The following is a 20,732-nucleotide window of genomic DNA, read 5'->3' as shown; positions in this document are numbered from 1 at the left end:
GACCTCCTACCAGCAGGGATGGTGAATCTGATTCGTCGAAAACCCGAAACCCAAAACCGGCGCCGACTCACAAAGGACTCACCACCGTCTCAAACAGGTCCCAAGACACGATTCAGAGACATCGAACTACGCTCTAGCTTTCGCCGTTGCGGCGCTCGCCGTCCTGGTCCTGGCCGGCGTCTATATCTGGTTGCATCCTCTGGCGCTCTGCCGGCAACAGACCAGCAGCCTGTTCTTCGGCACGGCGATCGGCGGCGGCGGCAAGGTCGAGCCCGCCGATTGGTCGCGCTTCGTCGACGAAGCCATCCGGCCGCGCTTCCCCGATGGATTCACGATCCTGGATGGGCAGGGCGCCTATCGCTCCGCCGATGCAGATATCGTGCGCGAGGAGGCGCATGTCCTCGTCGTGGCCCGGCCGAACTCCGCCGAGATCGACGGCAAGCTCGATGCGATCGCCGAGGATTATAAGGCGCGCTTCCATCAGGAAAGCGTGCTACGGCTCGATCAGTGCGGCGCCTATCGCTTCTGATGCCTGATTATTGGGCGCTGCGCAGCTTAGCCGGCTCGAATTGGCAATCGAGCAGCTTGGGCTGAAAGGTTGCGCCGATCAGCAGGCGGTTGTTGATCTGCGCGGCGGCACTGGCGCCCGAGATCAGCGAACCTGGATCGCCGAAGGCTTCCTGCACCTGCAGGACGCCATTGCTGCCGCGGCCGATGCGCAGCACCATGCTCGGGCTCTGCCTGTCGCCGTCGATGGCATGGCCGATGAAGGCGAAGGCGTTCGGATGAGCCGCCACCCAAATGTTGCCCTCGGCATCGCGGTGGATATTGTCGGGCCCGCCGGGCAGCGCAAGCGTGCCGCTGCGCAGCAGGAAGCCGCTGCCGGGATCACGGGTGAAGGCGAGCAGCTCGCGCCACAGGGTCGAGCCGACCAGCACCGTGCCCCCATCGGCGGTCACGTCGATGCCGTTGGCAAAGGCGATATCCTTGGCGACGATGCGAACGCCGCGGCCGTCGTAGTAGTCGACCGTCGCGCGGCTGAGCTGCAGCAGGTTTTCCACCATGTGCATCCAGTGCGGACCGGAGCCGCGGTCGTTGGTGACGTAGAAGGCCTCCGGCCCGACGGCGGCGATGGCATTGGGATGAACGAACAGGCTGCTGCTGACGCTGCCGCGGTGATGCAGGATATGCCCGCCATTGCCGTCGTCCTGCAGCGTGAATATCTCGACGGTATGACGGTCCTCGCTGCGATGGTTGATCACATGGAGGAAAATCTGCCCGTCGCCGCCGCGAAACAGGCTGATGCCGCCGGGATGCAGCGGCAGGTTGGCCGGAATGCCCAGCTTGGTGAACTGTCCCGGCCGGGTATTCAGGCTGTAATACCAAAGCGCACCGGGCGCGTTGGGATGGCGCCGGTCCTGGGCGGAAACGATGGCGCCGCTGCCATCGGGCAGCATGACCAGGTCTTCCGGCCCGACCGGTGCTTCGACGGCGAGGCATTGTCCGGCGACGAAGGCCTTGGTGCTGCGCAAGGCACCGCCATTCCAGACGGTGTAGCCGGCATAGACGATCAGGGCGACGAGGAGAAAGCGCCACCAGTAGCGCCGCAAGCCCCGCTTCGCCGGCCCGCCACTGCGTTTACGCGGCGGCATCGGCGGTTCCCGTCATGAATTGCAGGCGGGCAAGCCGGGCGTAAAGACCGTCCTCGGCCATCAACGTTTCGTGCCGGCCCGAGGCGACGATCTTGCCGTGATCCATCACCACGATGCGGTCGGCCTTCTGTACGGTGGCCAGGCGATGGGCGATCACCAGCGTGGTGCGGCCCCGCATCAGCTGTTCCAGCGCCTGCTGCACCTTGCGTTCCGATTCCGCGTCCAGCGACGAGGTCGCCTCGTCCAGCAGCAGCACCGGCGGATCCCTCAGCAGGGCACGGGCGATGGCGATACGCTGGCGTTGGCCGCCCGAAAGCCGCACGCCGCGCTCGCCCAGATAGGTGTCGTAGCCCTGCGGCAAGGCCTGGATGAAGCCGTGCGCGGCGGCGGCTTCGGCGGCGGCATGCACGTCGGCATCGCTGGCCTCCGGCCGGCCATAGCGGATATTCTCGATGACGGAGGTGCCGAAGATCACCGGCTCCTGCGCCACGAGGCCGATATGGCGGCGCAGCTCGACGGGATCGAGCATGGCGATATCGACGCCATCGAAACGGATGCGGCCCGCCTCCGGGTCGTAGAAGCGCAGCAGCAGCTGGAACAGGGTCGTCTTGCCGGCGCCCGACGGTCCGACGATGGCGACCGTTTCGCCGGCGGCGACAGCGAGCGACAAGCCGTCGACTGCCGCGGTCTGCGGCCGCGCCGGATAATGGAAATGCACGTCCTCGAAGGCAAGCCGGCCGCTCGGCCTGGCCGGCAGCCGCGCCGGCTCGGCCGGCGCCTTCACGCTGGGTTCCGTGGCGAGCAGTTGCATCAGGCGTTCGGCGGCGCCGGCGGCGCGCTGCACGTCGCCCCAGATCTCCGACAATGCACCGACGGCCGAAGCGCCGATCACGGCGTAGAAGACGAAGGCGCTGAGTTCGCCGGCCGACATTTCGCCGGCGAAAACGGCCTTGCCGCCGATCCACATGACGCCGTTGACGGCGCCGAAGACCAGCAGCATGACCAGCGCCGTCAGCCAGGCCCGTGCCCGGGTGCGCCGCACCGCGGTGCCGAACGCGGCCTCGGCATTGGCAGCGAAACGGTCGGCTTCGCGGGCCTCGAAGGTATAGGCCTGCACCGTGCCGATGGCGTTGAGCGTTTCGCTCGCCTGAGCGGACAGGTCGGCGATGCGGTCTTGGCTGGCGCGCGACAGCCGCCGCAGGCGGCGGCCCAGAATGACGATCGGCAGCACCACGACGGGAATGACGAGCGCCACCAGCAAGGTCAGCCGCGTCGACGAGACCACCAGCAGGACGGCGCTGCCGAGGAACAGCAGCAGATTGCGCAAAGCCACCGAGAGCGAGGAGCCGACCAGCGTCTGGATCAGCTCGGTATCGGTGGTCAGGCGCGACAGCACTTCGCCGGTGCGCGTCGTCTCGAAGAAGGCCGGGCTCAGCCGGAGTACATGGCTGTAGACTGCCTTTCGGATATCGGCGACCACCCGTTCGCCCAGCCAGGTCACGCAATAGAAACGCGCGAAGGTGGCAGCCGCCAGCACGGCAACGACGCCGAACAGGGCGGCAAAGTAAAGATCGAGATAGGTGCCGTTGCCGGCACCGAAGCCGACGTCGATGACGCGGCGGATCGCCTGGCCGATGCCGAGCACGGCCGCCGAGGCGACCACCAGCGCTATGCCGGCGCCGACCACCATCCAGCGATAGGGCGCGACAAAAGCCAGGATGCGGCGCGGCGCACCCAGCGGCGGACGTTTTGGCGTTTCGGACCCGGACATTTTCACCCAGTCGGCCAAGGATATCGGCCGGTTATAGCGAGCATGGCCGGGCGGAACAACGCAGCCGGAGACGCGAGATCGTCGCACCCGCCTGGAGCCGGGCCCGTCCGCATGCATTTGTATGATCTGTAAAAATCCCTTTTATGTTCTTATTTCAGGCGACAGGATGCGCCTCGATCTGCTCGAGGCGGGGGGACTTCACATGATGAACAAGCGCATTCTTATCCTGGGTCTGGTGCTTCCCTTGGTGGGTTGCGCCAATCCGCTGCCGGTGACGCCTCCGGTGATCGAGGCAAAGCCGGTCATGCTGCGCTCCGCCACGGTCCTCATCGAGTCCGGCGACAGCAGCCATGGGTCCGGCTTCATCGTGAGCCGGGATGGACTGGTCATCACCAACCAGCATGTCGTCGGCGGCCAGCATCTCGTGCGCGTCAAACTGCTTCCGGGGCGCATCGTCATCGGCGAGGTCATGCGCAATGACGAGCGGCGCGATGTCGCCCTGCTGAAGCTGGATGGCGGCGACTATCCGGCCATGCCGATCCGCGAAAGTCCCGTGCGCATCGCCGAAGAGGTCTACGCCGTCGGCGCGCCGCAAAGGGAAGCCCTGGGCTGGACCGTCGCCCGTGGCGTGGTGAGCGCCTATCGGCAGGCCATGCCGCCCGACCGTCTCGACGTGATCCAGGCCGACATGCCGATCCATGGCGGCAATAGCGGCGGCCCGCTGCTGGACAGACAGGGCAACGTGGTCGGCATCGCCGCATCGGCTGGGCCATGGACAATACGAAGCGGAATACCAGCCTGAATGGCTTCATCCCGATCCTGGATGCACTCGACAAGCTTGGCATGGAGTTGGTCGAGCCGGGGAAGGGGCGGCGCCGGGCCGCCAGCGCGAACGGTTAGGGGGTATTTCCCAAGGTGGCGCGCTCCCTTCGCCCTTGCGAGGGGAGGCCGTTCTGGCTATAACGCGCGGCCATTGAGGAATTTTGCGAGGGTCCGCGGACGGCGCTGGCCCGGGAGAAAGTGCCATGAAGCCCGATATCCATCCGGATTACCACGAGATCAAGGTCCAGATGACCGACGGGACCGTCTATACGACCCGCTCCACCTGGGGCAAGCCGGGCGATACCATGATGCTGGACATCGATTCGATGTCGCATCCGGCCTGGACCGGCGGTCCGGCGCGTCTGAACGAGGCGGGCGGCCAGGTCGCCAAGTTCAAGAAGCGCTTCGGCAATTTCGGCCTGAAGAAGTAATTCGCCCGGCGGCCCGGAAGGGACGCAGGCTGCGGAACAGGCGGCGCCCGATCGGGCGCCGCTTCTGTTTCCGGGCTCGGGCCCGGATCATGTTCCGTCTGGCGTCTGCGGCGCCGGCTTCGTATCATCGTCACGGTTCGTTAACGCTGGCTGCGTTAACCATGCGTCGGTCGCGCGAGCGATCGGAAAGCTGTCATAGCGCCAGATGGTGCCCATATCCCGGATGGCGCCCATAACGAAGTGCGGTCATGGCCCAGGTCTATCAATCCGCCTCTTTCAAGCTCGGCAACGAGGTCGTCACCCTCATCTATGTCTCCTATGCGGCCATCGCGACGGATGAGATGGCGAGCCGCTCCCTGGCGGCGATGAAGCCGCTGTTCAAGAATTCGACCGTGGTGCTGGCCGCCCAGGGCGTCAATCTGGCGCCGGAATTCGTCGGGCCCAAGCATCTCGTCGATTTCCTGCGCGGCCGCGCGCTGACCGAATTCAAGTGGGCGCCGGTCTCGGTCGGCTAGCCGCTAAGCTCCTGTAACTCCTGAAATAAGCGCCTTGCGCGCGCCTCTTGAAGCGCGGCGGGGCAATGCCTACATGCTGACTGCGTCCGGATGCCCATGGCGGGTCCGGGCAGCGCAACGGCCTGGCGTAACCCCGTCCTTGCACGGGTGCAGGCCCGACAACACGCATCATCGCTTTGAAGGAGGATGACCCATGCGTAGCTTCGATTTCTCTCCCCTACTGCGGTCCAGCATCGGTTTCGATCACGTCAACCGGCTGTTCGAACTGGCCAGCCGCCTCGATGAAACGGCCCCCAGCTATCCGCCCTACAATATCGAGAAGCTGGGCGAAGACGCCTACCGCATCACCATGGCGGTGGCCGGCTTCCGTCCCGAGGAGCTCGACGTCACCGTCAGGGAGAACAGCCTGATCATCACCGGCAAGGCGGCCGAGCCGGCCCAGCCGGAGGAAAAGGTGACGGTGCTACATCGCGGCATCGCCCGCCGCGCTTTCGAGCGGCGCTTCCAGCTAGCCGACACCGTGAAGGTGGTCGGCGCCGATCTGCGCGATGGCCTGCTGCATATCGCGCTCAAGCGCGAAATCCCCGAGGCCAAGAAGCCGCGGCAGATCCCGATCGTCACCGCCGCGAATACCGATGCGGTGATCGACGCGCAGCCCAAGGCCGCCGCGTAAATGGCATCACCGGATGCGACGAGCCCGGGCGGGAAACCGCCCGGGCTTTATTGTGGCTCCGGCGGATCGGTCCAACCGCGCGCGGCGGCTGGTGTTTTCGCCAGCATGGACGGAAATCGCACTGAGCGTTTTTCTTACTTGATATGTTCCTTTTATGTACTATTGATATGTACCGAGACGGCCGGTCCTGACGGGGTCGGAATGGCATGCCTTGAAAGCCGTCTGCAGCCGGCGGAGCCGGCTGGATTGAGCCGTAGCCTGCAAATGAAAGCGGCTCCGGCGTTGCCGCCGGAGCCGCTTGCGAAGCGACGATGAAGCCGGCGCTTACGCCGCCTTGAATTCCTGTTCCAGCTTGGCGTCGTATTGGCCGGTCGCGGCCAGGCTGTTGAGGCGGGCGCGGAAGATGAAGCCCTTCTGCGCGTTGGCCACATTCTCCGCCTTGCCGGCCCAGAGCTTGAGCGGCAGGGCCTGCAGGGCGCGGCCATACGAGAAGGTGAGCTTCCAGGGCAGATTCGGATGCCGCGCATTCATGGCGCCGAGATGGGCCGAGGCATGCTCGTCCGACTGGCCGCCGGAGAGGAAGGCGATGCCCGGCACCGCCGCCGGCACGCAGCGCAGCAGCACCTGCACCGTCGCATCGGCGCAGGCCTCAATGCCGGCCGGGCTTTTGCAGCTTTCGCCATGGATCACCATGTTCGGCTTCAGCACCATGCCCTCGAAGGCGACGTTATGCAGGGCAAGCTGCTCGAACACCGTATGCAGCGTGCGCTCGGTGGCGGCATAGGAGGTGGCGATGTCGTGATCGCCGTCCATCAGGATTTCCGGCTCGACGATCGGCACGATGTTCTCCGCCTGGCACAGCGCGGCATAGCGGGCGAGCGCCTCGGCATTCGCCACCAGCGCCTGGCGCGAGGGCTTGCCGCTGGCGGCGTCGATATTCAGCACGGCGCGCCATTTGGCGAAGCGGGCGCCGAGGCCGTAATACTCGACCAGCCGTTTGCGCAGACCGTCGAGGCCTTCGGTGATCTTCTCGCCCTGGCTGCCCGGCAGGTCCTGCGTGCCCTTGTCGACCTTGATGCCGGGCACGATGCCGCGCTTCTTCAGGATCTCGACCAGCGGGGTGCCGTCCTTGGCCTTCTGCCGGATCGTCTCGTCATAGAGGATCACGCCGGAGATGTATTTCTCGGCCTCCGGCGCGGTGAACAGCATCTCGCGATAGTCGCGGCGGTTCTCCTCGGTATTCGGCACGTTGATGCTGGACAGGCGCTTCTCGATCGTGCCGGTGCTTTCGTCGGCGGCAAGGATGCCCTTGCCCGGCGCGACCATCGCCTTGGCGATCTGATTGAGGTCCTTGAGGTTCATATCTGCGGCTCCCGATGAGTCTTTATGGGTTGTCCCAGTCGATTGGATTCTAGCACGTGATCATTTCGGGGCCAGGGGGTCGGATGCTCTGCGCCCCGACGCCCGGCCCCGCTATATGCTGGCTATGCGGCCTTCTGCAGGGCGGCGACGCCCGGCAACTCCTTGCCTTCCAGCCATTCCAGGAAGGCGCCACCGGCGGTGGAGACATAAGAGAATTCTTCCGCCACGCCGGCATGGCGCAGCGCCGCCACGGTATCGCCGCCGCCAGCCACGCTGAGCAGCCGGCCTGCCGCCGTCAGCGCCGCCGCGGTGCGGGCGACGGTCACCGTGCCGGCATCGAAGGGCGGCGTCTCGAAGGCGCCGAGCGGGCCGTTCCAGACCAGCGTGCGGCAATCGGCCAGCAGCGTGCCCAGACGGGCAGCGGCCACCGGGCCGATATCGAGGATCATCTGATCCGCCGGGCAGCGGTCGGCCGGCACCACCTTGCTGGCCGCGCCCGGCTTGAACTCGCGCGCCACCACGACATCGTCGGGCAGCACCACGGCGCAGCCGCGCGCGACCGCCTCGCGCAGGATGTCGCGGGCGGTGTCGGCCATATTCTTCTCGCACAGGCTCTTGCCGACCTCGCGTCCCTGCGCGAACAGGAAGGTGTTGGCCATGCCGCCGCCGATGATCAGCTTGTCGACCTTCGACAGGAGATTGCCCAGCAGCTCCAGCTTGGTCGAAACCTTGGCGCCGCCGACCACGGCGGCCACCGGTTTCTCCGGCACCTCCAGCGCGGCGGTGAGATGCTTCAGTTCGACCTCCATGTTGCGGCCGGCATAGGACGGCAGAAGATGCGCCAGCGCCTCGGTCGAGACATGGGCGCGATGCGCGCAGGAGAAGGCGTCGTTGACATAGACGTCTCCGAGCGCCGCCATCTTTCTGGCGAATTCTGCGTCGTTCTTCTCTTCCTCGGCATGGAAGCGGGTATTCTCCAGCAGCACGATGCCGCCGGGCTTGAGCTTGGCGATCGCGTCCTGCGCCAGCTCGCCGACGCAATCCTCGGCGAAGGCGATCGGCGAGCCGAGCGCGGTGGCCAGGGCGGCGGCCACCGGCTTGAGCGACATTTCCGGCACGACCTTGCCGTTCGGCCGGCCGAAATGCGACAGCACGACCACCTTGGCGCCCTTGCGCGACAATTCGTGCAAGGTGGGCAGGATGCGGCTGATGCGCAGATCGTCGGTGATCCGGCCGTCCTTCATCGGGACGTTGAGATCGACCCGCGTCAGCACCGCCTTGCCGGCGACATCGGCGTCGTCGAGCGTCTTGAAGCCGTTCATGGCTGCGGACCTCTTCTCTTCGTCCGCTTACAGCTTGGCCATCGCGACCGCAGTATCCGCCATACGATTGGAGAAGCCCCATTCGTTGTCGTACCACGACAGCACGCGCACCAGATTGCCTTCCATCACCTGGGTCTGCTTGACGTCGAAGGTCGAGCTGGCCGGATTGTGGTTGAAGTCACTGGACACCAGCGGGGCCTCGTTGATGGCGAGAATGCCCTTCAGCCGGTTGCCGGCGGCCCGCTTCATGATCTCGTTGACTTCCTCGGCCGTGGTGTTGCGCTTGGCGACGAACTTGAAGTCGATCAGCGACACGTTCGGGGTCGGCACGCGGATCGACGAGCCGTCCAGCTTGCCTTTCAGCTCCGGCAGGACGAGGCCGACCGCCTTGGCGGCGCCGGTGGTGGTGGGGATCATCGACAGCGCGGCGGCGCGGGCGCGATAGAGATCCTTGTGCAGCGTATCCAGCGTCGGCTGATCGCCGGTATAGGCATGGATCGTCGTCATGTAGCCCTTCTCGATGCCGATGGCTTCATGCAGCACATAGGCGACCGGCGCCAGGCAGTTGGTGGTGCAGGAGGCGTTCGAGACGACGGTATGCTCGGGCTTCAGCTTGTCGTGGTTGACGCCGTAGACCACGGTGAGGTCGGCATTGGTGGCCGGCGCCGACACCAGCACCTTCTTGGCGCCGGCGGTCAGATGGGCGGCGGCCTTCTCGCGGTCGGTGAAGATGCCGGTGCATTCCAGCGCGACATCGACGTTCAGTTCCTTCCACGGCAGCTTGGCCGGGTCGCGTTCGGCGGTTACCTTCATCCAGCCGCGGCCGACATCGATCGCGTCTTCCTTGGTGTTCACTTCGCCGTTGAAGCGGCCATGCACGCTATCGTAGCGGAACAGGTGCGCATTGGTTTCGACCGGGCCCAGGTCGTTGATGCCAACCACTTCAATATCGGTACGTCCGGTTTCGATGATGGCGCGCAGGACATTGCGGCCGATACGGCCGAAGCCGTTGATGGCAACGCGTACGGTCATTGTTTCTTCTCCGTAGCAAAGGCGTGGCGGACCCGCGGGAGGCTCCCGGTCGATCCTGTATTCGGTGCAGGATTTATCCCCTTTGGGGCTGAGTCGCAAGGCGACCCCAAACAGGTCACGCGGCGCGCCCCACTCTACTTGGGCGAAAGCTTCCTAGTTCATTAGACCAAAGGGGAAGGGGGTCCATAATCCGGCGCGCAAGGCCGCCGAACGCAAGGCGGCGCCGATCCATTCGTTGCAGGTGCGAAGCGGGCTGTAGCGCCCGACCGCCTGATAAAAGGCATCGGTGCCGCTATAGGCGGCGCCGGTGATCTGCTGCGGCCGCCCATCCGGACCGAGCGCAAAGCCGCGTCGTATGTAAGATACCAGTGCGTGATATTGCAGCGGATCGGCGTCGATGCGGCGGACATCGCCGTCGGTGGGGTCCGGCTCGGGCAGCCGCATGACATGCATGGCGGCGGGCCCGCGGCCAAGCAGGGCGAAAAGCGCCAGGTCGGGCCGGAAGTCGGCCGGCCGCCGGGTATGCAAATAAAAGGCACGATCGCCCCAGCCGAAGGCGATGTAGTCGCGGCCACTGACATCGGCGGCAAAATCCGTCGGCGGCAGCCACTCGGTCCAGTCGGTGGCCTGCTCGCCTTCGCCCTCCTTCACGGGCAGTGCCAGCCAGACATGCCAGCCGTTCGAAAGCAGGTAGACCGGCACGGTGTCCTTGCCCGGCAGCGGATCGCGGTGCGGCGCCGGCAGACTGCCGAGGATCAGGGCGGCAAGGCCGTAAAGGGCGGGGACGGCCAGAATGACGAGGACGAGGATAAGAAGGGCACGACGCAAGCTACGCATGGCCGGTCTTATGCTGCCCGAATATGGCGAGAATGCAGCATCGCAGCCCTTGGCGAAACCGTTCCGGCCTGTCTAGTATCGCTGGACAGCAGTCTGCCTGTCCGAGAATCTGGGGGGTAACAAGATGTTGCGTTCTGGTAAGGCTCTCACTGCCGCCGCCGCGGCCCTGCTGACGGTGCTTGGTGTTTCCGTCGCGCGGCCGGCCCATGCGGAAGATCCCGCCTTCCTGTCCCTGTCGGCAGGCTATTTCGATATCATCGACGGCGAGCATGCCGGCGCCTCCGCCTGGGCCGAATACCGTCATGACAAGCGGTTCTGGATCTTCAAGCCGATGGTTGGCGCCATGGTGGCCTCGCATGGCGAGATGTACGGCTACGCCGGCGTGCTGGTCGATATCTATTTCGGCCGCCGCTGGGTCCTGACGCCGAGCTTCGCCCCCGGCCTGTATTGGAAGGGCAACAGCGGGGACGCCAAGGATCTCGGCAATACCATCGAATTCAAATCCCAGCTCGAACTGAGCTATCGCTTCGACGACCGCTCCCGCCTCGGCATCGCCTTCAATCACATGTCGAACGCCAATCTGGGCGAGCATAATCCGGGCGTCGAAAACCTGATGCTGACCTATTCCCTGCCGCTGGGTGGGAAATAAGCCCACGTGAAATAAGCCGACGTGAAATAAACCGGTGGGAAGCAAGCCGCGCGGCGGCTCCGGCGACCGCTGATTTCCGTATTTGATCCGTCAGGCTCGGCCGCATGGCCGGGCTTGACTTTATCCACCGCAATGTACTTTATATGTTCTTATATCGATAAGAGTTTCGCATTAGAAACTACTGGCCCCCGGGGAGGCTCGCCGCTCAAAACGGGTCAAAACGGTTCGGAATGATCAAAACTGGTCCGCAGCGGTCGCCAGCGGTCCGCGGCGGGCAAAAGCTGTCACGAATGCGGTTAACGGAAAAGCTCCGGGTCCAGACCAACCTGGCGCCATACCTCGGCCGGGCTGACCCCCTGGCCCCGCAGGTCGCGCAGGGCCGGCGCGTTCTTGCGCTTGGCCAGCCGCGCGCCGGCGGCATCGGTCAGCAGCGGATGATGGGCATAGGCCGGCACCGGCCAGCCGAACAACGCCTGCAGCAGGCGGTGCAGATGCGTGGCGGGGAAAAGGTCGCGGCCGCGAGTGACCAGCGTGACGCCCTGCAGCGCATCGTCATGGCAGACGCAAAGATGATAGCTCGCCGGCGTTTCCTTGCGCGCCAGCACCACGTCGCCGAAGCCGTGCTGCAAAAGCTCAGGCGTCACCTGCTGCGGCCCCTCCGTTTCGTCCTGCCAAGCGAGCGGCCAGCCCTGCACCTCGCGGCAGGCGGCGGCAAGATCGAGCCGCAGCGCGTAAGGCTCGCTGGCCATGCGCGCCGCGCGTTCGGCGGCGCCCAAATGCCGGCAGGTTCCGGGATAGAGCAGGCCGTCGAAGCCGTGCGGCGCCAGATCGTGCGGGGCATGGCCGGCGGCGGCGATCTCGGCCTGAATCTGCCTGCGGCTGCAGAAGCAGGGATAGAGCAGGCCGCGCGCCTCCAGCCGGGCGAGCGCGGATCTGTAGTCGGCGAAATGCTCGGACTGGCGCCGCACCGGCTGGTCCCATCGCAGGCCGAGCCAGGCGAGATCCTCGAGGATCGCGGCCGTGAAGTCCGGCCGGCAGCGGGTGAGGTCGATATCCTCGATCCGCAGCAGAAAACGCCCGCCCGCCTGCTTTGCGCGCAGATAGGCGAGCCCGGCCGAATAGGCATGGCCGAGATGCAGATAGCCGGTCGGGCTTGGCGCGGTGCGGGTGACAATATGCGGCATCGAATCCGTATTTCAGATCGCATCGTTCGACCGGCGGTTTGAGATCGCCGGCAAGCGCGGATATAAGCACCTAGCACAATCGCGGGGGCAAGAGGCAATGCAGTTCGAGGCAATGGCTTTTCTCGAAAAGCTCGATACTGCGACCCTGGCCTTCATCGCCTCCCTGGTCTTCCTTACCGTGGCGGTGCTGTTCGTCGTCGTCTACTTCAGCCGGCGCACCTATGCCGGCTTCGGTTATTGGGTGGCGTGGCAGATATGCTCCCTGACGGGGTTCGTGGTATTCGCCAATCGCGGTCCGGAACCCGGACCATATTCTATCCTGCTGACCAACCTCTTCCTGCTGACGGCCCCGGCGTTGCTGTGCCACGGCTTCATCCGGTTTCATGACCTGCGCTCCGGGCGGCTGCTGATACTGACCAATTATCTGCCGGTGGCGCTGGCTCTCGCAGCGCAATTCCATTTCACCTTTGTCGTGCCCGATCAGCAAAGCCGGATCGTCGTCTTTTCGCTGGCACGCATGGCGGTGCTGATCCGCTGCTGCGTCGAACTGCTGCGCTCGCGCGAGATGCGCACCAGCCCGTCCTTCTTTCTGTTCGCGGCCATTCTGTTGGTATTGATCGCCAACGATCTGTTTCAGATCTGGCGGATTTGGCAGCCGGCGGCGGAAATCGATTCCTGGGGGGGCGCCAACATCAAGTTCGCCCTGCTGGTCGGCATTGCGGGCGATATTCTCGGCGCCTACGGATTGCTGTTGCTGATCAGGGAACGGCTCGAACGGGAACTGGACGCCGCGCGGCACAATATCGAGGCGCTGGCGCGCACGGATGCGCTGACGGGGATCTGGAACCGGCGGCATCTCGACGAGATCGTCGGCCTGGAAGTCGAGCGGGCGCGGCGCTATCGGCAGCCGGTATCTCTCATCCTGCTCGATGTCGATCATTTCAAGTCGATCAACGATCGCTACGGCCATGCGGCGGGCGACGATGTCCTGCGGCAGATCGCAGCGCTCGGCCGCCATTCGATCCGCTCCACCGATACGATCGGCCGGTGGGGCGGCGAGGAGTTTCTCATCCTCGCGCCCGGAACGCCGCTGGCGAATGCCGGGCACATGGCAGACAAGCTGCGCCGTGCCATAGCCGACCATGCTTTTGCCGCGCCCGGCCGCGTCACGGCCAGCATCGGCGTCGCGGAATGGGGCATCGGCGATGATATCGACAGCTGGATGCGCCGCGCCGATGCCGCGCTTTACCTTGCCAAGCAAAGCGGCCGGAACCGGGTCGAGACGGCGGAGATCGGGGAGCATGACCAAGCAATCGTCAATCAAGCCTGACCGGCGCAAGCGCACGTTGGCGGCGATCGAAGAGCTCTGCCTGCGCGAGCCGAAATTCGCCCAAGCCTGGAGCCTCGTCGAGCATGTCACCGACCGCCGCCGCCCGGCCGATCTTGCCAGCCTCGCCCGTATCGTGGTCGAGCAGCAACTGTCGGTGGCCTCCGCTGCGGCGATCTGGGCCCGCGTGGAAAAGGCGGTATCGCCATTCAGCGCCGAGCGGCTGCTGCGCAAGACGGATGCTCAGCTCAAGGCCTGCGGCCTGAGCGGGCCGAAAATCCTCTATCTTCGGCATCTCGCCCGCGCCGTGAAGAAGGGCGAGCTCGATCTCGCCCTGCTGCCCAAGCTTGAGGATCATGCCGCGATCGAGATGCTGACCGCGGTCAAAGGCATCGGGCGATGGACGGCGGAGATCTTCCTGCTCTTCGCGCTGGATCGGCCCGATATCTGGCCGGCGCATGATCTTGCCCTGCAGGAAGCGGCGAAGCGGCTGTTCGGACTGGCGAAGCGCCCCAGCGTCAGGGAGATGGATGCGATGGCCGAGCATTGGCGGCCCTATCGCGGCATCGCCTCGCGGCTGTTGTGGCGCTACTATGCCGTCACGCAAAAGCGACTGACCACGGACAACACGCCGCCATGATCGATGGTCCACGCCTGCCGCCCGTCCGGGGCAAAGCGCAGCAGCTTGTCGTGCTGCTGCATGGCTATGGCGCCGATGGCAACGATCTGATCGAGCTCGGCGCGCAATGGCGGCGCCTGCTGCCGCATGCGGCTTTCGTGGCGCCGCACGCGCCGTTGCGCATTCCGGGCTTTCCGCCCGGCATGGGCGGCGGCCGGCAATGGTTTTCGCTCGATGCCTACGATCCGAACCTGTTGCGCCGCGATCCGCGTCACGCGGCGGAGGTTTTCTCCCGCATGCTGGCCGGCGCCGAACAGGCGGCCACCGGGCTGAATGCCTTCCTCGATGCGGAGCTGGCGCGGCATGGGCTGCCGGGCGACCGTCTGCTGCTGGTCGGCTTCAGCCAGGGCACGATGATGGCGCTGCATGTCGGGCTGCGCCGCTCGCCCGTGGCGGCGGCCATCCTCGGCTATTCCGGTGCGCTGTTGGGCGCCGAACGGCTGAAGGAGCAGATGCAGGGCTGCCCGCCGATCCTGCTGGTCCATGGCGACGCCGACGACGTCGTGCCGGCGGACGCGCTGTTCGCCGCGCTGCAGGGACTGGGCGAGGCCGGCTGTGCCGCCCGCTGGCATATCAGCGCGGGCGTCGGGCATGGCATTGCGCCGGACGGGCTGGAATTGGGCGGTCTCTTTCTGGCCGAAAACTGTGGCGGTTTTTCGCGTCGGCCTTAGATATTGGCCGTGCGGCAATGCGTCGCGGCCACGTCTTACAAAATAAGGTAGTTGTCATGACGCGGTAACCCCGCATATGGTAATGGCAGAGCACGCAACCGGACCTGAGGGAAGAATGAAGCCCGAGAGTTGTCCAGCGTTAGTGTTGAATGCGGATTACCAGCCGCTGTCCTACTTCCCGCTTTCGGTCTGGCCCTGGCAGGAAGTGGTGAAGGCGGTCTGCATGGATCGCGTCACCATTCTCTCGGAATACGATCAGGAAATCCGGTCTCCCAGCTTCAGCATGCGGCTGCCCAGCGTGGTGGCGCTCAAGCGCTATATCGCGCCGGCCCGGCGGCCGGCCTTCACCCGGTTCAACCTGTTCTTACGCGACCGCTTCTCCTGCCAGTATTGCGGCAGCCGCCACGAACTGACCTTCGATCACGTCATCCCGCGCTCGCGCGGCGGCCTGACCCGGTGGGACAATGTGGTCGCCGCCTGCGCGCCCTGCAATCTGCGCAAGGGCGGCCGCATGCCGCACGATTGCGACATGCATCCGCGCACCAGACCGCATATGCCGACCGTGCAGGAACTGCAGAGGAATGGGCGGGCTTTCCCGCCCAATTATTTGCACGAAAGCTGGCGCGACTTCCTATATTGGGACAGCGAGCTGGAGCCGTAACGCGGCTTCGGCGCCAGGCGCAGGGAGAGTGCGATGGTATCTCCGATTCCGCAGGGATTTGGCAGCGTCACGCCTTATCTCGTGCTGACCAGTGCCGCCAAGGCGATCGAATTCTACAAACAGGCCCTTGGAGCCCGGGAAGTGTTCCGCATGCCGGCGCCGGATGGCGAGCGGCTGATGCATGCCGAGATCAGGATCGGCACTTCGCCCGTTCTGTTGTGCGACAGCTTTCCCGAATTCGGCGGTCCGCCGCCGGTGCGCGACGGCGCCGGGGTCGGCGTGCATCTCTATGTCGAGGATGTCGATGCCGTGGTGGCGAAAGCCGAAGCGCTCGGCGCGCGCATCACCATGCCGGTGGCCGACATGTTCTGGGGCGACCGCTACGGCAAGCTGCTCGATCCTTTCGGCGTGATGTGGAGCGTCGCCACCCATATCAAGGATCTTTCGCCTCAGGAGATGGAGGCGGCGGCGAAACAGGTCTTCGGCGGCTAGATCCGTTCCGACAGCCAGATGGCGCTGCGGGTCAGCGCCCGGATGCCCCTGCTGAGCAGCTCGTAGCCCGGCGCCTCCTTGGCGCCCTCGGCCCGGGCGGTATCGCGATGCTGGATTTCGTCGGCCCGGAACTCCTCGATCAGGCCACGCAATTCCGGCTCGGCGGCGCCCAGCTTCTCGATCTGGCCGGCGTAATGCTGATCGATCACCTCTTCGACCGCCTCGGTGCAGGCCATCGCCGCCTTTTCGCCGAGCAGCGCCGTGGCGGCGCCCAGGGCGAAGCCGCCGACATGCCATAGCGGCGACAGCAGGGTGGGGCGGACCCGCCGCTGCGGCAGCAGGCGGTCGAAGGCGTCGAGATGCGCCTGCTCCTGCTGGGCCATGTGGCGGACGGTCTTGTGCGACGGCGCCGTCTTGAGCACGGCAAGCTGGCCGTCATAGATACGCTTGGCGCCGTATTCGCCGGCATGATCGACACGCAGGATGCGCTCGAGCAATTGCCGCGGATCGGGATCGCCGGCCAGCCTGCGCCGCTGCATCAGGCGGCATCCCTCGCCAGTGCCCGCCGGGCCGCGAAAGCGGTGGTGACGGCGAGCAGGGCGGACCACAGGACATTCCAGCCGGCCATGGTCAATCCAAGGAAGCGGAAGGCCGGCTCGTCGCAGCGCGTGACGGGCGCGGTCATGAGCTGAGTGCGCAGGGCCTCTATGCTGTTCGGCGTCGGTGCGCCGCTGCAGCTTGCCAGTCCCTGCCACCAATGCTGCTCGACGCCGACATGGAAAATGGCGATGCCGCCGCCAATGGCGAAGCTGAGCGCGGCGAGGCCCAGCAACGGCGCCCGCCGGCGCGGCAGCAGGGCGGCGCCCAGGCCGAGCAGGATGGCGACGGCATAGGGCCAGCGCTGCCAGAGGCAGAGCTCGCAAGGCTGCAAGCCGAAGCCGTATTGCGCGATGAAGGCGGCGCCGAGCGTTGCCGCGCTGACAGCGGCGACGATCAGGCCGAAGCGATTGGCGGAGGGCAAGGCGGCGGTCTCCATCAGCATGGCGTCAGTCTAGATCAGGTAGCGGACGATGATAAAGCCGCCGATCAGGCCGATCAGGAAGATCCAGCCGAGCAGGGCAAGGCGCTTTTCGATGAAGCTCTCGATCGGGGCGCCGAATTTCCACAGGAGGCCGGCGATCAGGAAGAAGCGCACGCCGCGGGTCAGGATCGAGGCGAGCACGAAGACAGCGAAGCTGAAATGGGCGGCGCCGCTGGCGATGGTGACCAGTTTGTAGGGAATCGGCGTCAGACCCTTGATCAGGATGATCCATACGCCCCATTCGGCATAGGCCGCCTCGAAGGCCTGCCATTTATCGCCGTAGCCGTAGAAATCGATGATCCACTGGCCGACGGTTTCGATCAGGAAATGGCCAATGCCGTAGCCCAGCACGCCGCCCAGCACCGAGCCGATGGTGCAGATCAGGGCGTATTGGAAGGCCCGGGCTGGCGCGGCCAGGCACATCGGGATCAGCATCACGTCCGGCGGGATGGGAAAAACCGAGCTTTCCAGGAAGGAAACCACCGCCAGCGCCCGTGGCGCATTGGGGCGGCGGGCCTGACGCATGGTCCAGTCGTATAGGCGGCGAAACACGAAGGGAGGCTCCGGGCGGCGGGAGGATGCGATGTGTATGCCGGAGGGCGGCGGGCTTGTCCATGCGCGCTGCCGCCGCAGGGCGTGACAAGGCGGTGCGCCGGCAGTGCTGGCGACCTCCGGGCCGGCCGATGGTTGATTCAGCCGGAGCAATGGGTAATATCCGCCCGCGCCGTTTAACCGGGCGTTCTGCGCCGGGGCCCCAGTGGTGGAATTGGTAGACGCGACGGACTCAAAATCCGTTGCCCGCAAGGGCGTGCTGGTTCAAGTCCGGCCTGGGGCACCATGCCCGCCTGTATCCAGGCGGGAACATAATCACCTTAAACCCCAACATAAAGATCCTCGACGTTGAAGCGGGCCATCTTGCCGACGCCCCATTCATGCGCCGGTGATCGTCGCCTTCACCTCGAGCGGAACCACCGCCCCGCGCATCGCGCGCAAACGGCCCGCAGTACCGATTTTGGCGATCACCCCCGAGGCCGTTTCGCGGCGGCTCTGCCTCCTGATTGTCGTCGCCGCCGGCATCCCGTTCGGGCAGTCGGGCACGACGAATAATCTGCGGGTGGTGCAGGTCTAAACGGTGAACCGATTCGCGTAGCTCCGACACAACTGACGCGAAGGTGGTGCGCGGCGAATATAAGGCAGAGAACGATTTTTGTATCCAATGTGCGCTGGAGATTGCATATGTAAGAATTAGATAGAATTTCTAGTTGTTACCGTTTGATAACGTGTACGGAAAATAATCCGGATTTCTGAGATAATTCATTATGTTGCGCCCAACCAGCAATCACCCAAAAGTTATTTAACTAACAAAACGGGTGTCTCACGCCGATGTCATGGCGCTGGCCCAGTATCCGCGTTTCGAACTTCCTTCCTGTTTTCAAAGGGCTGAGAAGGATCGTCGGCAGGTCTTCGGCAAGACATGGCAGGTTCCGCCGCTTCCCGAGACTGCTATCCCATCTGGAGCAGTTGTAGTGAAAAATCTGAAAATTACGTGGAAAATCATCCTTCTCATCGTATTGATGTCAGCCTTCACCTTGGGCGTGGGTTACATCGGCGTCAGTAGCGTTTCCGATCTGCGCCGCAGGGCGGAAGATATCGCGGTCAGCGGCAACGAAGCCCTGCTGGCAGCCAGGCTGAACCAAAGCATCCTCGCCCTGAACCGTGCCGAATATCGCATGGCGGCGGATCCGGAGAGCGAAACCCTGAAGGAGGTCGAGCAGACCTTCAGCCGGCAGAAGCAATTGTTCGCAAAGCATATGGAGACGCTGCTTAGAACCGCTGCACCCGAGCAGAAGCGGGTGCTAGCGCAAATTCACGACATGTATCAGCGCTACGAGAGGGAAACCGCGGAAACTCTGGCCATTGCCAAGCGGGTCGGCGGCAGCGTCGTGCTCAGCGACGCGCAGGAGCAGATCAATAAAAGTGTCGTCGACAGTCGTGCCGTCGCCACCGAATTGCAGCGTGTCGTCGCCGCCTATGCCGAAAATGCCTCCGATAGCGCCGATGCGGTAAGCGAGCGCGCCGCCAATGCGGCGGCCGCGGCGAATACCGCAATGCTGATCGCCGCCGCCGTCGGCGTCCTGATCGGCGTCGCTGTGGGCCTCTTGATCGGCATTGCCGGCATTGGGCGCCCGCTGAGCCGGATCATCGAAATTGTCGTCCGCCTGTCGCGCGCCGACACCTCGGTGCACATCTTCGGCGCCGACCGCAGGGACGAGGTGGGCGATATCGCCCGCGCCATGGAGGTCTTCAAGGGCAATCTGGAAGAGAAGACCCGCCTCGAAGCGGAAGCGGCCGAGCAGCGCCGTATCGCCGAAGAGCAGCGGGCGGCTCGCGAGGCCCGCGAACGCAAGGCGATCGAGGAAATCTCCGCCCTGTGCGAAAAGGCAGTGGCCGGCGACCTGTCGACGCGCATCGACGAAAGCGGCAAGGAGGGCTTCCTGCTCACCATCAGCCAGCGCCTCAACGGCTTGGCCGGTTTGCTGCAGCAGATGACCGGCGAAACCGCTGCCACAACCGCGGCGATGGCGCGCGGCGATTTGACCGGCAACATCCGCGGCAACTACCAGGGTGTGTTCGGCACGCTGAAGGACAGCGTCAACACCATGGCCGCGAAGCTGCGTGACATCGCCGGCAAGCTGAACACCAGTGCGCAGGCGGTGAAGGAAGCTGCCGGTGAAATTTCGACCGGCAGCCAGGACCTGGCCCAGCGGACCGAGAGCCAGGCGGCCTCCATCGAGGAAACCGCCGCGTCGATGCACGAGATCACCACTAAGTGAAGCAGAATGCCGACAATGCGGCGGCGGCCAACCAGCTCGCAACCGTTGCCCGCGATGCCGCCGATAAGGGCGGCGCGGTGATGGGCAATGTCGTGCGTGCCATGGAGGGGATCGAGGGCTCGGCCAGCAAGATCAGCGAGATCGTCGGCATGATCGACGAGATCGCCTTCCAGACCAACCTGCTGGCGCTGAATGCGTCGGTGGAAGCCGCACGCGCAGGTGAAGCCGGCAAGGGCTTTGCTGTAGTGGCGCAGGAAGTGCGCGCCCTGGCGCAGCGTTCGGCGAATGCGTCGAAGGACATCAAGACGCTGATCACCGAAAGCAATGGCCAGGTCCGCGAAGGCGGCCAGCTGGTCTCCCAGGCCGGCGACAGCCTGACCGAGATCGTTACCGCGGTGAAGAAAGTCTCCGACATCGTGGCCGAGATATCGGCGGCGAGCCGCGAGCAGGCGACGGGACTGGAACAGATCAATACCGCGGTGAGCCAGATGGACGAGACGACCCAGCGCAACGGCGCTCTGGTGGAGGAAACCTCCGCCGCTGCGCAATCGCTGGCCGAGCAGTCCGCGCAGCTCTCGGAATTGGTCAGTTTCTTCAGGACCGACGGCGCGTCTTCAACGGTCGCGGTCATGGCGCCGGGCAAAGCTGCCAGGTCCAAGCCGGTGCCGGCGTTGAAAACCGTCGGCTCGAACCTGCGGGTCGCCGACCACGCCGAAGACGACTGGCAGGAGTTCTGA

Annotated in this window: 24 protein-coding genes and 1 tRNA gene; 15 read left to right on the top strand and 10 right to left on the bottom strand. The window is 65.0% G+C overall.

Annotated features, from left to right (window positions below):
• Positions 1 to 190: 190 nt before the first annotated feature.
• Entirely contained in the window at positions 191 to 529 is a 339-nt protein-coding gene (locus VF194_RS12745; RefSeq protein ID WP_330891553.1) for a DUF3574 domain-containing protein, read from the top strand.
• Between the two features lie 7 nt (positions 530 to 536).
• Here VF194_RS12745 and VF194_RS12740 read toward each other — a convergent pair whose 3' ends face one another.
• Together VF194_RS12740 and VF194_RS12735 are read right to left on the bottom strand one after the other, a co-directional pair.
• Positions 537 to 1,652, bottom strand: a complete 1,116-nt coding sequence (locus VF194_RS12740) for an SMP-30/gluconolactonase/LRE family protein (RefSeq protein ID WP_330891552.1) — start codon at positions 1,650 to 1,652, stop codon at positions 537 to 539.
• On the bottom strand, positions 1,639 to 3,423 hold the full coding sequence (locus VF194_RS12735; RefSeq protein WP_330891551.1) for an ABC transporter transmembrane domain-containing protein: 1,785 nt from the start codon (positions 3,421 to 3,423) through the stop codon (positions 1,639 to 1,641). Before VF194_RS12735 ends, VF194_RS12740 begins: the two co-directional genes overlap by 14 nt.
• Before the next feature lie 166 nt (positions 3,424 to 3,589).
• Between VF194_RS12735 and VF194_RS12730 the strand changes: the two genes are divergently transcribed.
• From VF194_RS12730 to VF194_RS12715, 4 genes are all read left to right on the top strand, one after another.
• Positions 3,590 to 4,225, top strand: coding sequence for a serine protease (locus tag VF194_RS12730; RefSeq protein ID WP_330891550.1), 636 nt, complete (start codon positions 3,590 to 3,592; stop codon positions 4,223 to 4,225).
• 223 nt (positions 4,226 to 4,448) lie between these two features.
• A complete protein-coding gene (gene rpmE / locus VF194_RS12725; protein ID WP_330891549.1) occupies positions 4,449 to 4,676 on the top strand; it encodes a 50S ribosomal protein L31 in 228 nt (75 codons plus the stop codon).
• 248 nt (positions 4,677 to 4,924) lie between these two features.
• Entirely contained in the window at positions 4,925 to 5,191 is a 267-nt protein-coding gene (locus VF194_RS12720) for a hypothetical protein (protein ID WP_330891547.1), read from the top strand.
• A gap of 193 nt (positions 5,192 to 5,384) precedes the next feature.
• Positions 5,385 to 5,864, top strand: a complete 480-nt coding sequence (locus VF194_RS12715) for an Hsp20 family protein (RefSeq protein ID WP_330891545.1) — start codon at positions 5,385 to 5,387, stop codon at positions 5,862 to 5,864.
• 324 nt (positions 5,865 to 6,188) lie between these two features.
• On the opposite strand, the gene VF194_RS12710 is transcribed toward VF194_RS12715, so the two are convergent.
• The 4 genes from VF194_RS12710 to VF194_RS12695 form a co-directional block, all read right to left on the bottom strand.
• The gene (locus tag VF194_RS12710) at positions 6,189 to 7,226 is read right to left on the bottom strand and encodes a class I fructose-bisphosphate aldolase (protein ID WP_330891543.1); all 1,038 of its coding nucleotides are present in this window, start codon (positions 7,224 to 7,226) and stop codon (positions 6,189 to 6,191) included.
• Between the two features lie 122 nt (positions 7,227 to 7,348).
• Positions 7,349 to 8,548, bottom strand: a complete 1,200-nt coding sequence (locus tag VF194_RS12705; protein ID WP_330891541.1) for a phosphoglycerate kinase — start codon at positions 8,546 to 8,548, stop codon at positions 7,349 to 7,351.
• A gap of 27 nt (positions 8,549 to 8,575) precedes the next feature.
• On the bottom strand, positions 8,576 to 9,580 hold the full coding sequence (gene gap / locus VF194_RS12700) for a type I glyceraldehyde-3-phosphate dehydrogenase (RefSeq protein ID WP_330891538.1): 1,005 nt from the start codon (positions 9,578 to 9,580) through the stop codon (positions 8,576 to 8,578).
• 153 nt (positions 9,581 to 9,733) lie between these two features.
• Positions 9,734 to 10,417 carry a TIGR02117 family protein gene (locus VF194_RS12695; RefSeq protein WP_330891536.1) on the bottom strand — a complete coding sequence of 228 codons (684 nt, stop codon included), beginning with the start codon at positions 10,415 to 10,417 and terminating at the stop codon, positions 9,734 to 9,736.
• Positions 10,418 to 10,541: 124 nt separating this feature from the next.
• Between VF194_RS12695 and VF194_RS12690 the strand changes: the two genes are divergently transcribed.
• Positions 10,542 to 11,066, top strand: a complete 525-nt coding sequence (locus tag VF194_RS12690) for an acyloxyacyl hydrolase (protein WP_330891534.1) — start codon at positions 10,542 to 10,544, stop codon at positions 11,064 to 11,066.
• Between the two features lie 296 nt (positions 11,067 to 11,362).
• On the opposite strand, the gene gluQRS is transcribed toward VF194_RS12690, so the two are convergent.
• On the bottom strand, positions 11,363 to 12,250 hold the full coding sequence (gene gluQRS, locus VF194_RS12685) for a tRNA glutamyl-Q(34) synthetase GluQRS (RefSeq protein ID WP_330891532.1): 888 nt from the start codon (positions 12,248 to 12,250) through the stop codon (positions 11,363 to 11,365).
• 97 nt (positions 12,251 to 12,347) lie between these two features.
• Here gluQRS and VF194_RS12680 point away from each other — a divergent pair, with 97 nt between their 5' ends.
• The 5 genes from VF194_RS12680 to VF194_RS12660 all read left to right on the top strand — a co-directional run bounded on the left by VF194_RS12680 (position 12,348) and on the right by VF194_RS12660 (position 16,080).
• Complete coding sequence (locus tag VF194_RS12680) at positions 12,348 to 13,580, top strand: GGDEF domain-containing protein (RefSeq protein ID WP_330891531.1); 1,233 nt, start codon at positions 12,348 to 12,350, stop codon at positions 13,578 to 13,580.
• A complete protein-coding gene (locus tag VF194_RS12675; protein ID WP_330891529.1) occupies positions 13,552 to 14,217 on the top strand; it encodes a DNA-3-methyladenine glycosylase 2 family protein in 666 nt (221 codons plus the stop codon). Before VF194_RS12680 ends, VF194_RS12675 begins: the two co-directional genes overlap by 29 nt.
• On the top strand, positions 14,214 to 14,927 hold the full coding sequence (locus VF194_RS12670; protein WP_330891527.1) for an alpha/beta hydrolase: 714 nt from the start codon (positions 14,214 to 14,216) through the stop codon (positions 14,925 to 14,927). Before VF194_RS12675 ends, VF194_RS12670 begins: the two co-directional genes overlap by 4 nt.
• Positions 14,928 to 15,042: 115 nt before the next feature.
• Positions 15,043 to 15,588: an HNH endonuclease gene (locus tag VF194_RS12665; protein ID WP_330891525.1), complete on the top strand. Its 546-nt coding sequence runs from the start codon at positions 15,043 to 15,045 to the stop codon at positions 15,586 to 15,588.
• A gap of 33 nt (positions 15,589 to 15,621) precedes the next feature.
• Positions 15,622 to 16,080, top strand: coding sequence for a VOC family protein (locus VF194_RS12660; RefSeq protein ID WP_330891523.1), 459 nt, complete (start codon positions 15,622 to 15,624; stop codon positions 16,078 to 16,080).
• On the opposite strand, the gene VF194_RS12655 is transcribed toward VF194_RS12660, so the two are convergent.
• The 3 genes from VF194_RS12655 to VF194_RS12645 are packed head-to-tail and all read right to left on the bottom strand — an operon-like array spanning position 16,077 to position 17,713.
• Complete coding sequence (locus VF194_RS12655; RefSeq protein WP_330891521.1) at positions 16,077 to 16,619, bottom strand: demethoxyubiquinone hydroxylase family protein; 543 nt, start codon at positions 16,617 to 16,619, stop codon at positions 16,077 to 16,079. The two genes, VF194_RS12660 and VF194_RS12655, sit on opposite strands and share 4 nt — an antisense overlap.
• Positions 16,619 to 17,122: a disulfide bond formation protein B gene (locus tag VF194_RS12650; RefSeq protein ID WP_330891519.1), complete on the bottom strand. Its 504-nt coding sequence runs from the start codon at positions 17,120 to 17,122 to the stop codon at positions 16,619 to 16,621. Before VF194_RS12650 ends, VF194_RS12655 begins: the two co-directional genes overlap by 1 nt.
• 9 nt (positions 17,123 to 17,131) lie before the next feature.
• The gene (locus VF194_RS12645; protein WP_330891517.1) at positions 17,132 to 17,713 is read right to left on the bottom strand and encodes a YqaA family protein; all 582 of its coding nucleotides are present in this window, start codon (positions 17,711 to 17,713) and stop codon (positions 17,132 to 17,134) included.
• A gap of 199 nt (positions 17,714 to 17,912) precedes the next feature.
• On the opposite strand from VF194_RS12645, the gene VF194_RS12640 reads away from it, so the two are divergent.
• From VF194_RS12640 to VF194_RS12625, 4 genes are all read left to right on the top strand, one after another.
• Positions 17,913 to 17,999 (top strand) — tRNA-Leu (locus tag VF194_RS12640).
• 102 nt (positions 18,000 to 18,101) lie between these two features.
• Positions 18,102 to 18,290: a pyruvate kinase alpha/beta domain-containing protein gene (locus VF194_RS12635; protein ID WP_330891515.1), complete on the top strand. Its 189-nt coding sequence runs from the start codon at positions 18,102 to 18,104 to the stop codon at positions 18,288 to 18,290.
• 397 nt (positions 18,291 to 18,687) lie between these two features.
• Entirely contained in the window at positions 18,688 to 19,995 is a 1,308-nt protein-coding gene (locus VF194_RS12630) for a HAMP domain-containing protein (RefSeq protein ID WP_330891513.1), read from the top strand.
• A complete protein-coding gene (locus tag VF194_RS12625; RefSeq protein ID WP_330891511.1) occupies positions 19,992 to 20,732 on the top strand; it encodes a methyl-accepting chemotaxis protein in 741 nt (246 codons plus the stop codon). The genes VF194_RS12630 and VF194_RS12625 overlap by 4 nt, the downstream gene beginning before the upstream one ends.

The organism is Ferrovibrio sp. (assembly GCF_036381655.1).
Classification (GTDB): Bacteria; Pseudomonadota; Alphaproteobacteria; order Ferrovibrionales; family Ferrovibrionaceae; genus Ferrovibrio.
The sequence above is the reverse complement of the archived record's forward strand: the minus strand, read 5'-3'. Positions and strand labels throughout refer to the sequence as shown.

What these genes read in the sequence shown, in the direction of transcription:
- VF194_RS12740 (WP_330891552.1), bottom strand. Translation starts at nt 1,652, where the DNA reads ATGCCGCCGCGTAAACGCAGTGGCGGGCCGGCGAAGCGGGGCTTGCGG.
- VF194_RS12735 (WP_330891551.1), bottom strand. Translation starts at nt 3,423, where the DNA reads ATGTCCGGGTCCGAAACGCCAAAACGTCCGCCGCTGGGTGCGCCGCGC.
- VF194_RS12730 (WP_330891550.1), top strand. Translation starts at nt 3,590, where the DNA reads ATGCGCCTCGATCTGCTCGAGGCGGGGGGACTTCACATGATGAACAAG.
- rpmE (WP_330891549.1), top strand. Translation starts at nt 4,449, where the DNA reads ATGAAGCCCGATATCCATCCGGATTACCACGAGATCAAGGTCCAGATG.
- VF194_RS12720 (WP_330891547.1), top strand. Translation starts at nt 4,925, where the DNA reads ATGGCCCAGGTCTATCAATCCGCCTCTTTCAAGCTCGGCAACGAGGTC.
- VF194_RS12715 (WP_330891545.1), top strand. Translation starts at nt 5,385, where the DNA reads ATGCGTAGCTTCGATTTCTCTCCCCTACTGCGGTCCAGCATCGGTTTC.
- VF194_RS12710 (WP_330891543.1), bottom strand. Translation starts at nt 7,226, where the DNA reads ATGAACCTCAAGGACCTCAATCAGATCGCCAAGGCGATGGTCGCGCCG.
- VF194_RS12705 (WP_330891541.1), bottom strand. Translation starts at nt 8,548, where the DNA reads ATGAACGGCTTCAAGACGCTCGACGACGCCGATGTCGCCGGCAAGGCG.
- gap (WP_330891538.1), bottom strand. Translation starts at nt 9,580, where the DNA reads ATGACCGTACGCGTTGCCATCAACGGCTTCGGCCGTATCGGCCGCAAT.
- VF194_RS12695 (WP_330891536.1), bottom strand. Translation starts at nt 10,417, where the DNA reads ATGCGTAGCTTGCGTCGTGCCCTTCTTATCCTCGTCCTCGTCATTCTG.
- VF194_RS12690 (WP_330891534.1), top strand. Translation starts at nt 10,542, where the DNA reads ATGTTGCGTTCTGGTAAGGCTCTCACTGCCGCCGCCGCGGCCCTGCTG.
- gluQRS (WP_330891532.1), bottom strand. Translation starts at nt 12,250, where the DNA reads ATGCCGCATATTGTCACCCGCACCGCGCCAAGCCCGACCGGCTATCTG.
- VF194_RS12680 (WP_330891531.1), top strand. Translation starts at nt 12,348, where the DNA reads ATGCAGTTCGAGGCAATGGCTTTTCTCGAAAAGCTCGATACTGCGACC.
- VF194_RS12675 (WP_330891529.1), top strand. Translation starts at nt 13,552, where the DNA reads ATGACCAAGCAATCGTCAATCAAGCCTGACCGGCGCAAGCGCACGTTG.
- VF194_RS12670 (WP_330891527.1), top strand. Translation starts at nt 14,214, where the DNA reads ATGATCGATGGTCCACGCCTGCCGCCCGTCCGGGGCAAAGCGCAGCAG.
- VF194_RS12665 (WP_330891525.1), top strand. Translation starts at nt 15,043, where the DNA reads ATGAAGCCCGAGAGTTGTCCAGCGTTAGTGTTGAATGCGGATTACCAG.
- VF194_RS12660 (WP_330891523.1), top strand. Translation starts at nt 15,622, where the DNA reads ATGGTATCTCCGATTCCGCAGGGATTTGGCAGCGTCACGCCTTATCTC.
- VF194_RS12655 (WP_330891521.1), bottom strand. Translation starts at nt 16,619, where the DNA reads ATGCAGCGGCGCAGGCTGGCCGGCGATCCCGATCCGCGGCAATTGCTC.
- VF194_RS12650 (WP_330891519.1), bottom strand. Translation starts at nt 17,122, where the DNA reads ATGCTGATGGAGACCGCCGCCTTGCCCTCCGCCAATCGCTTCGGCCTG.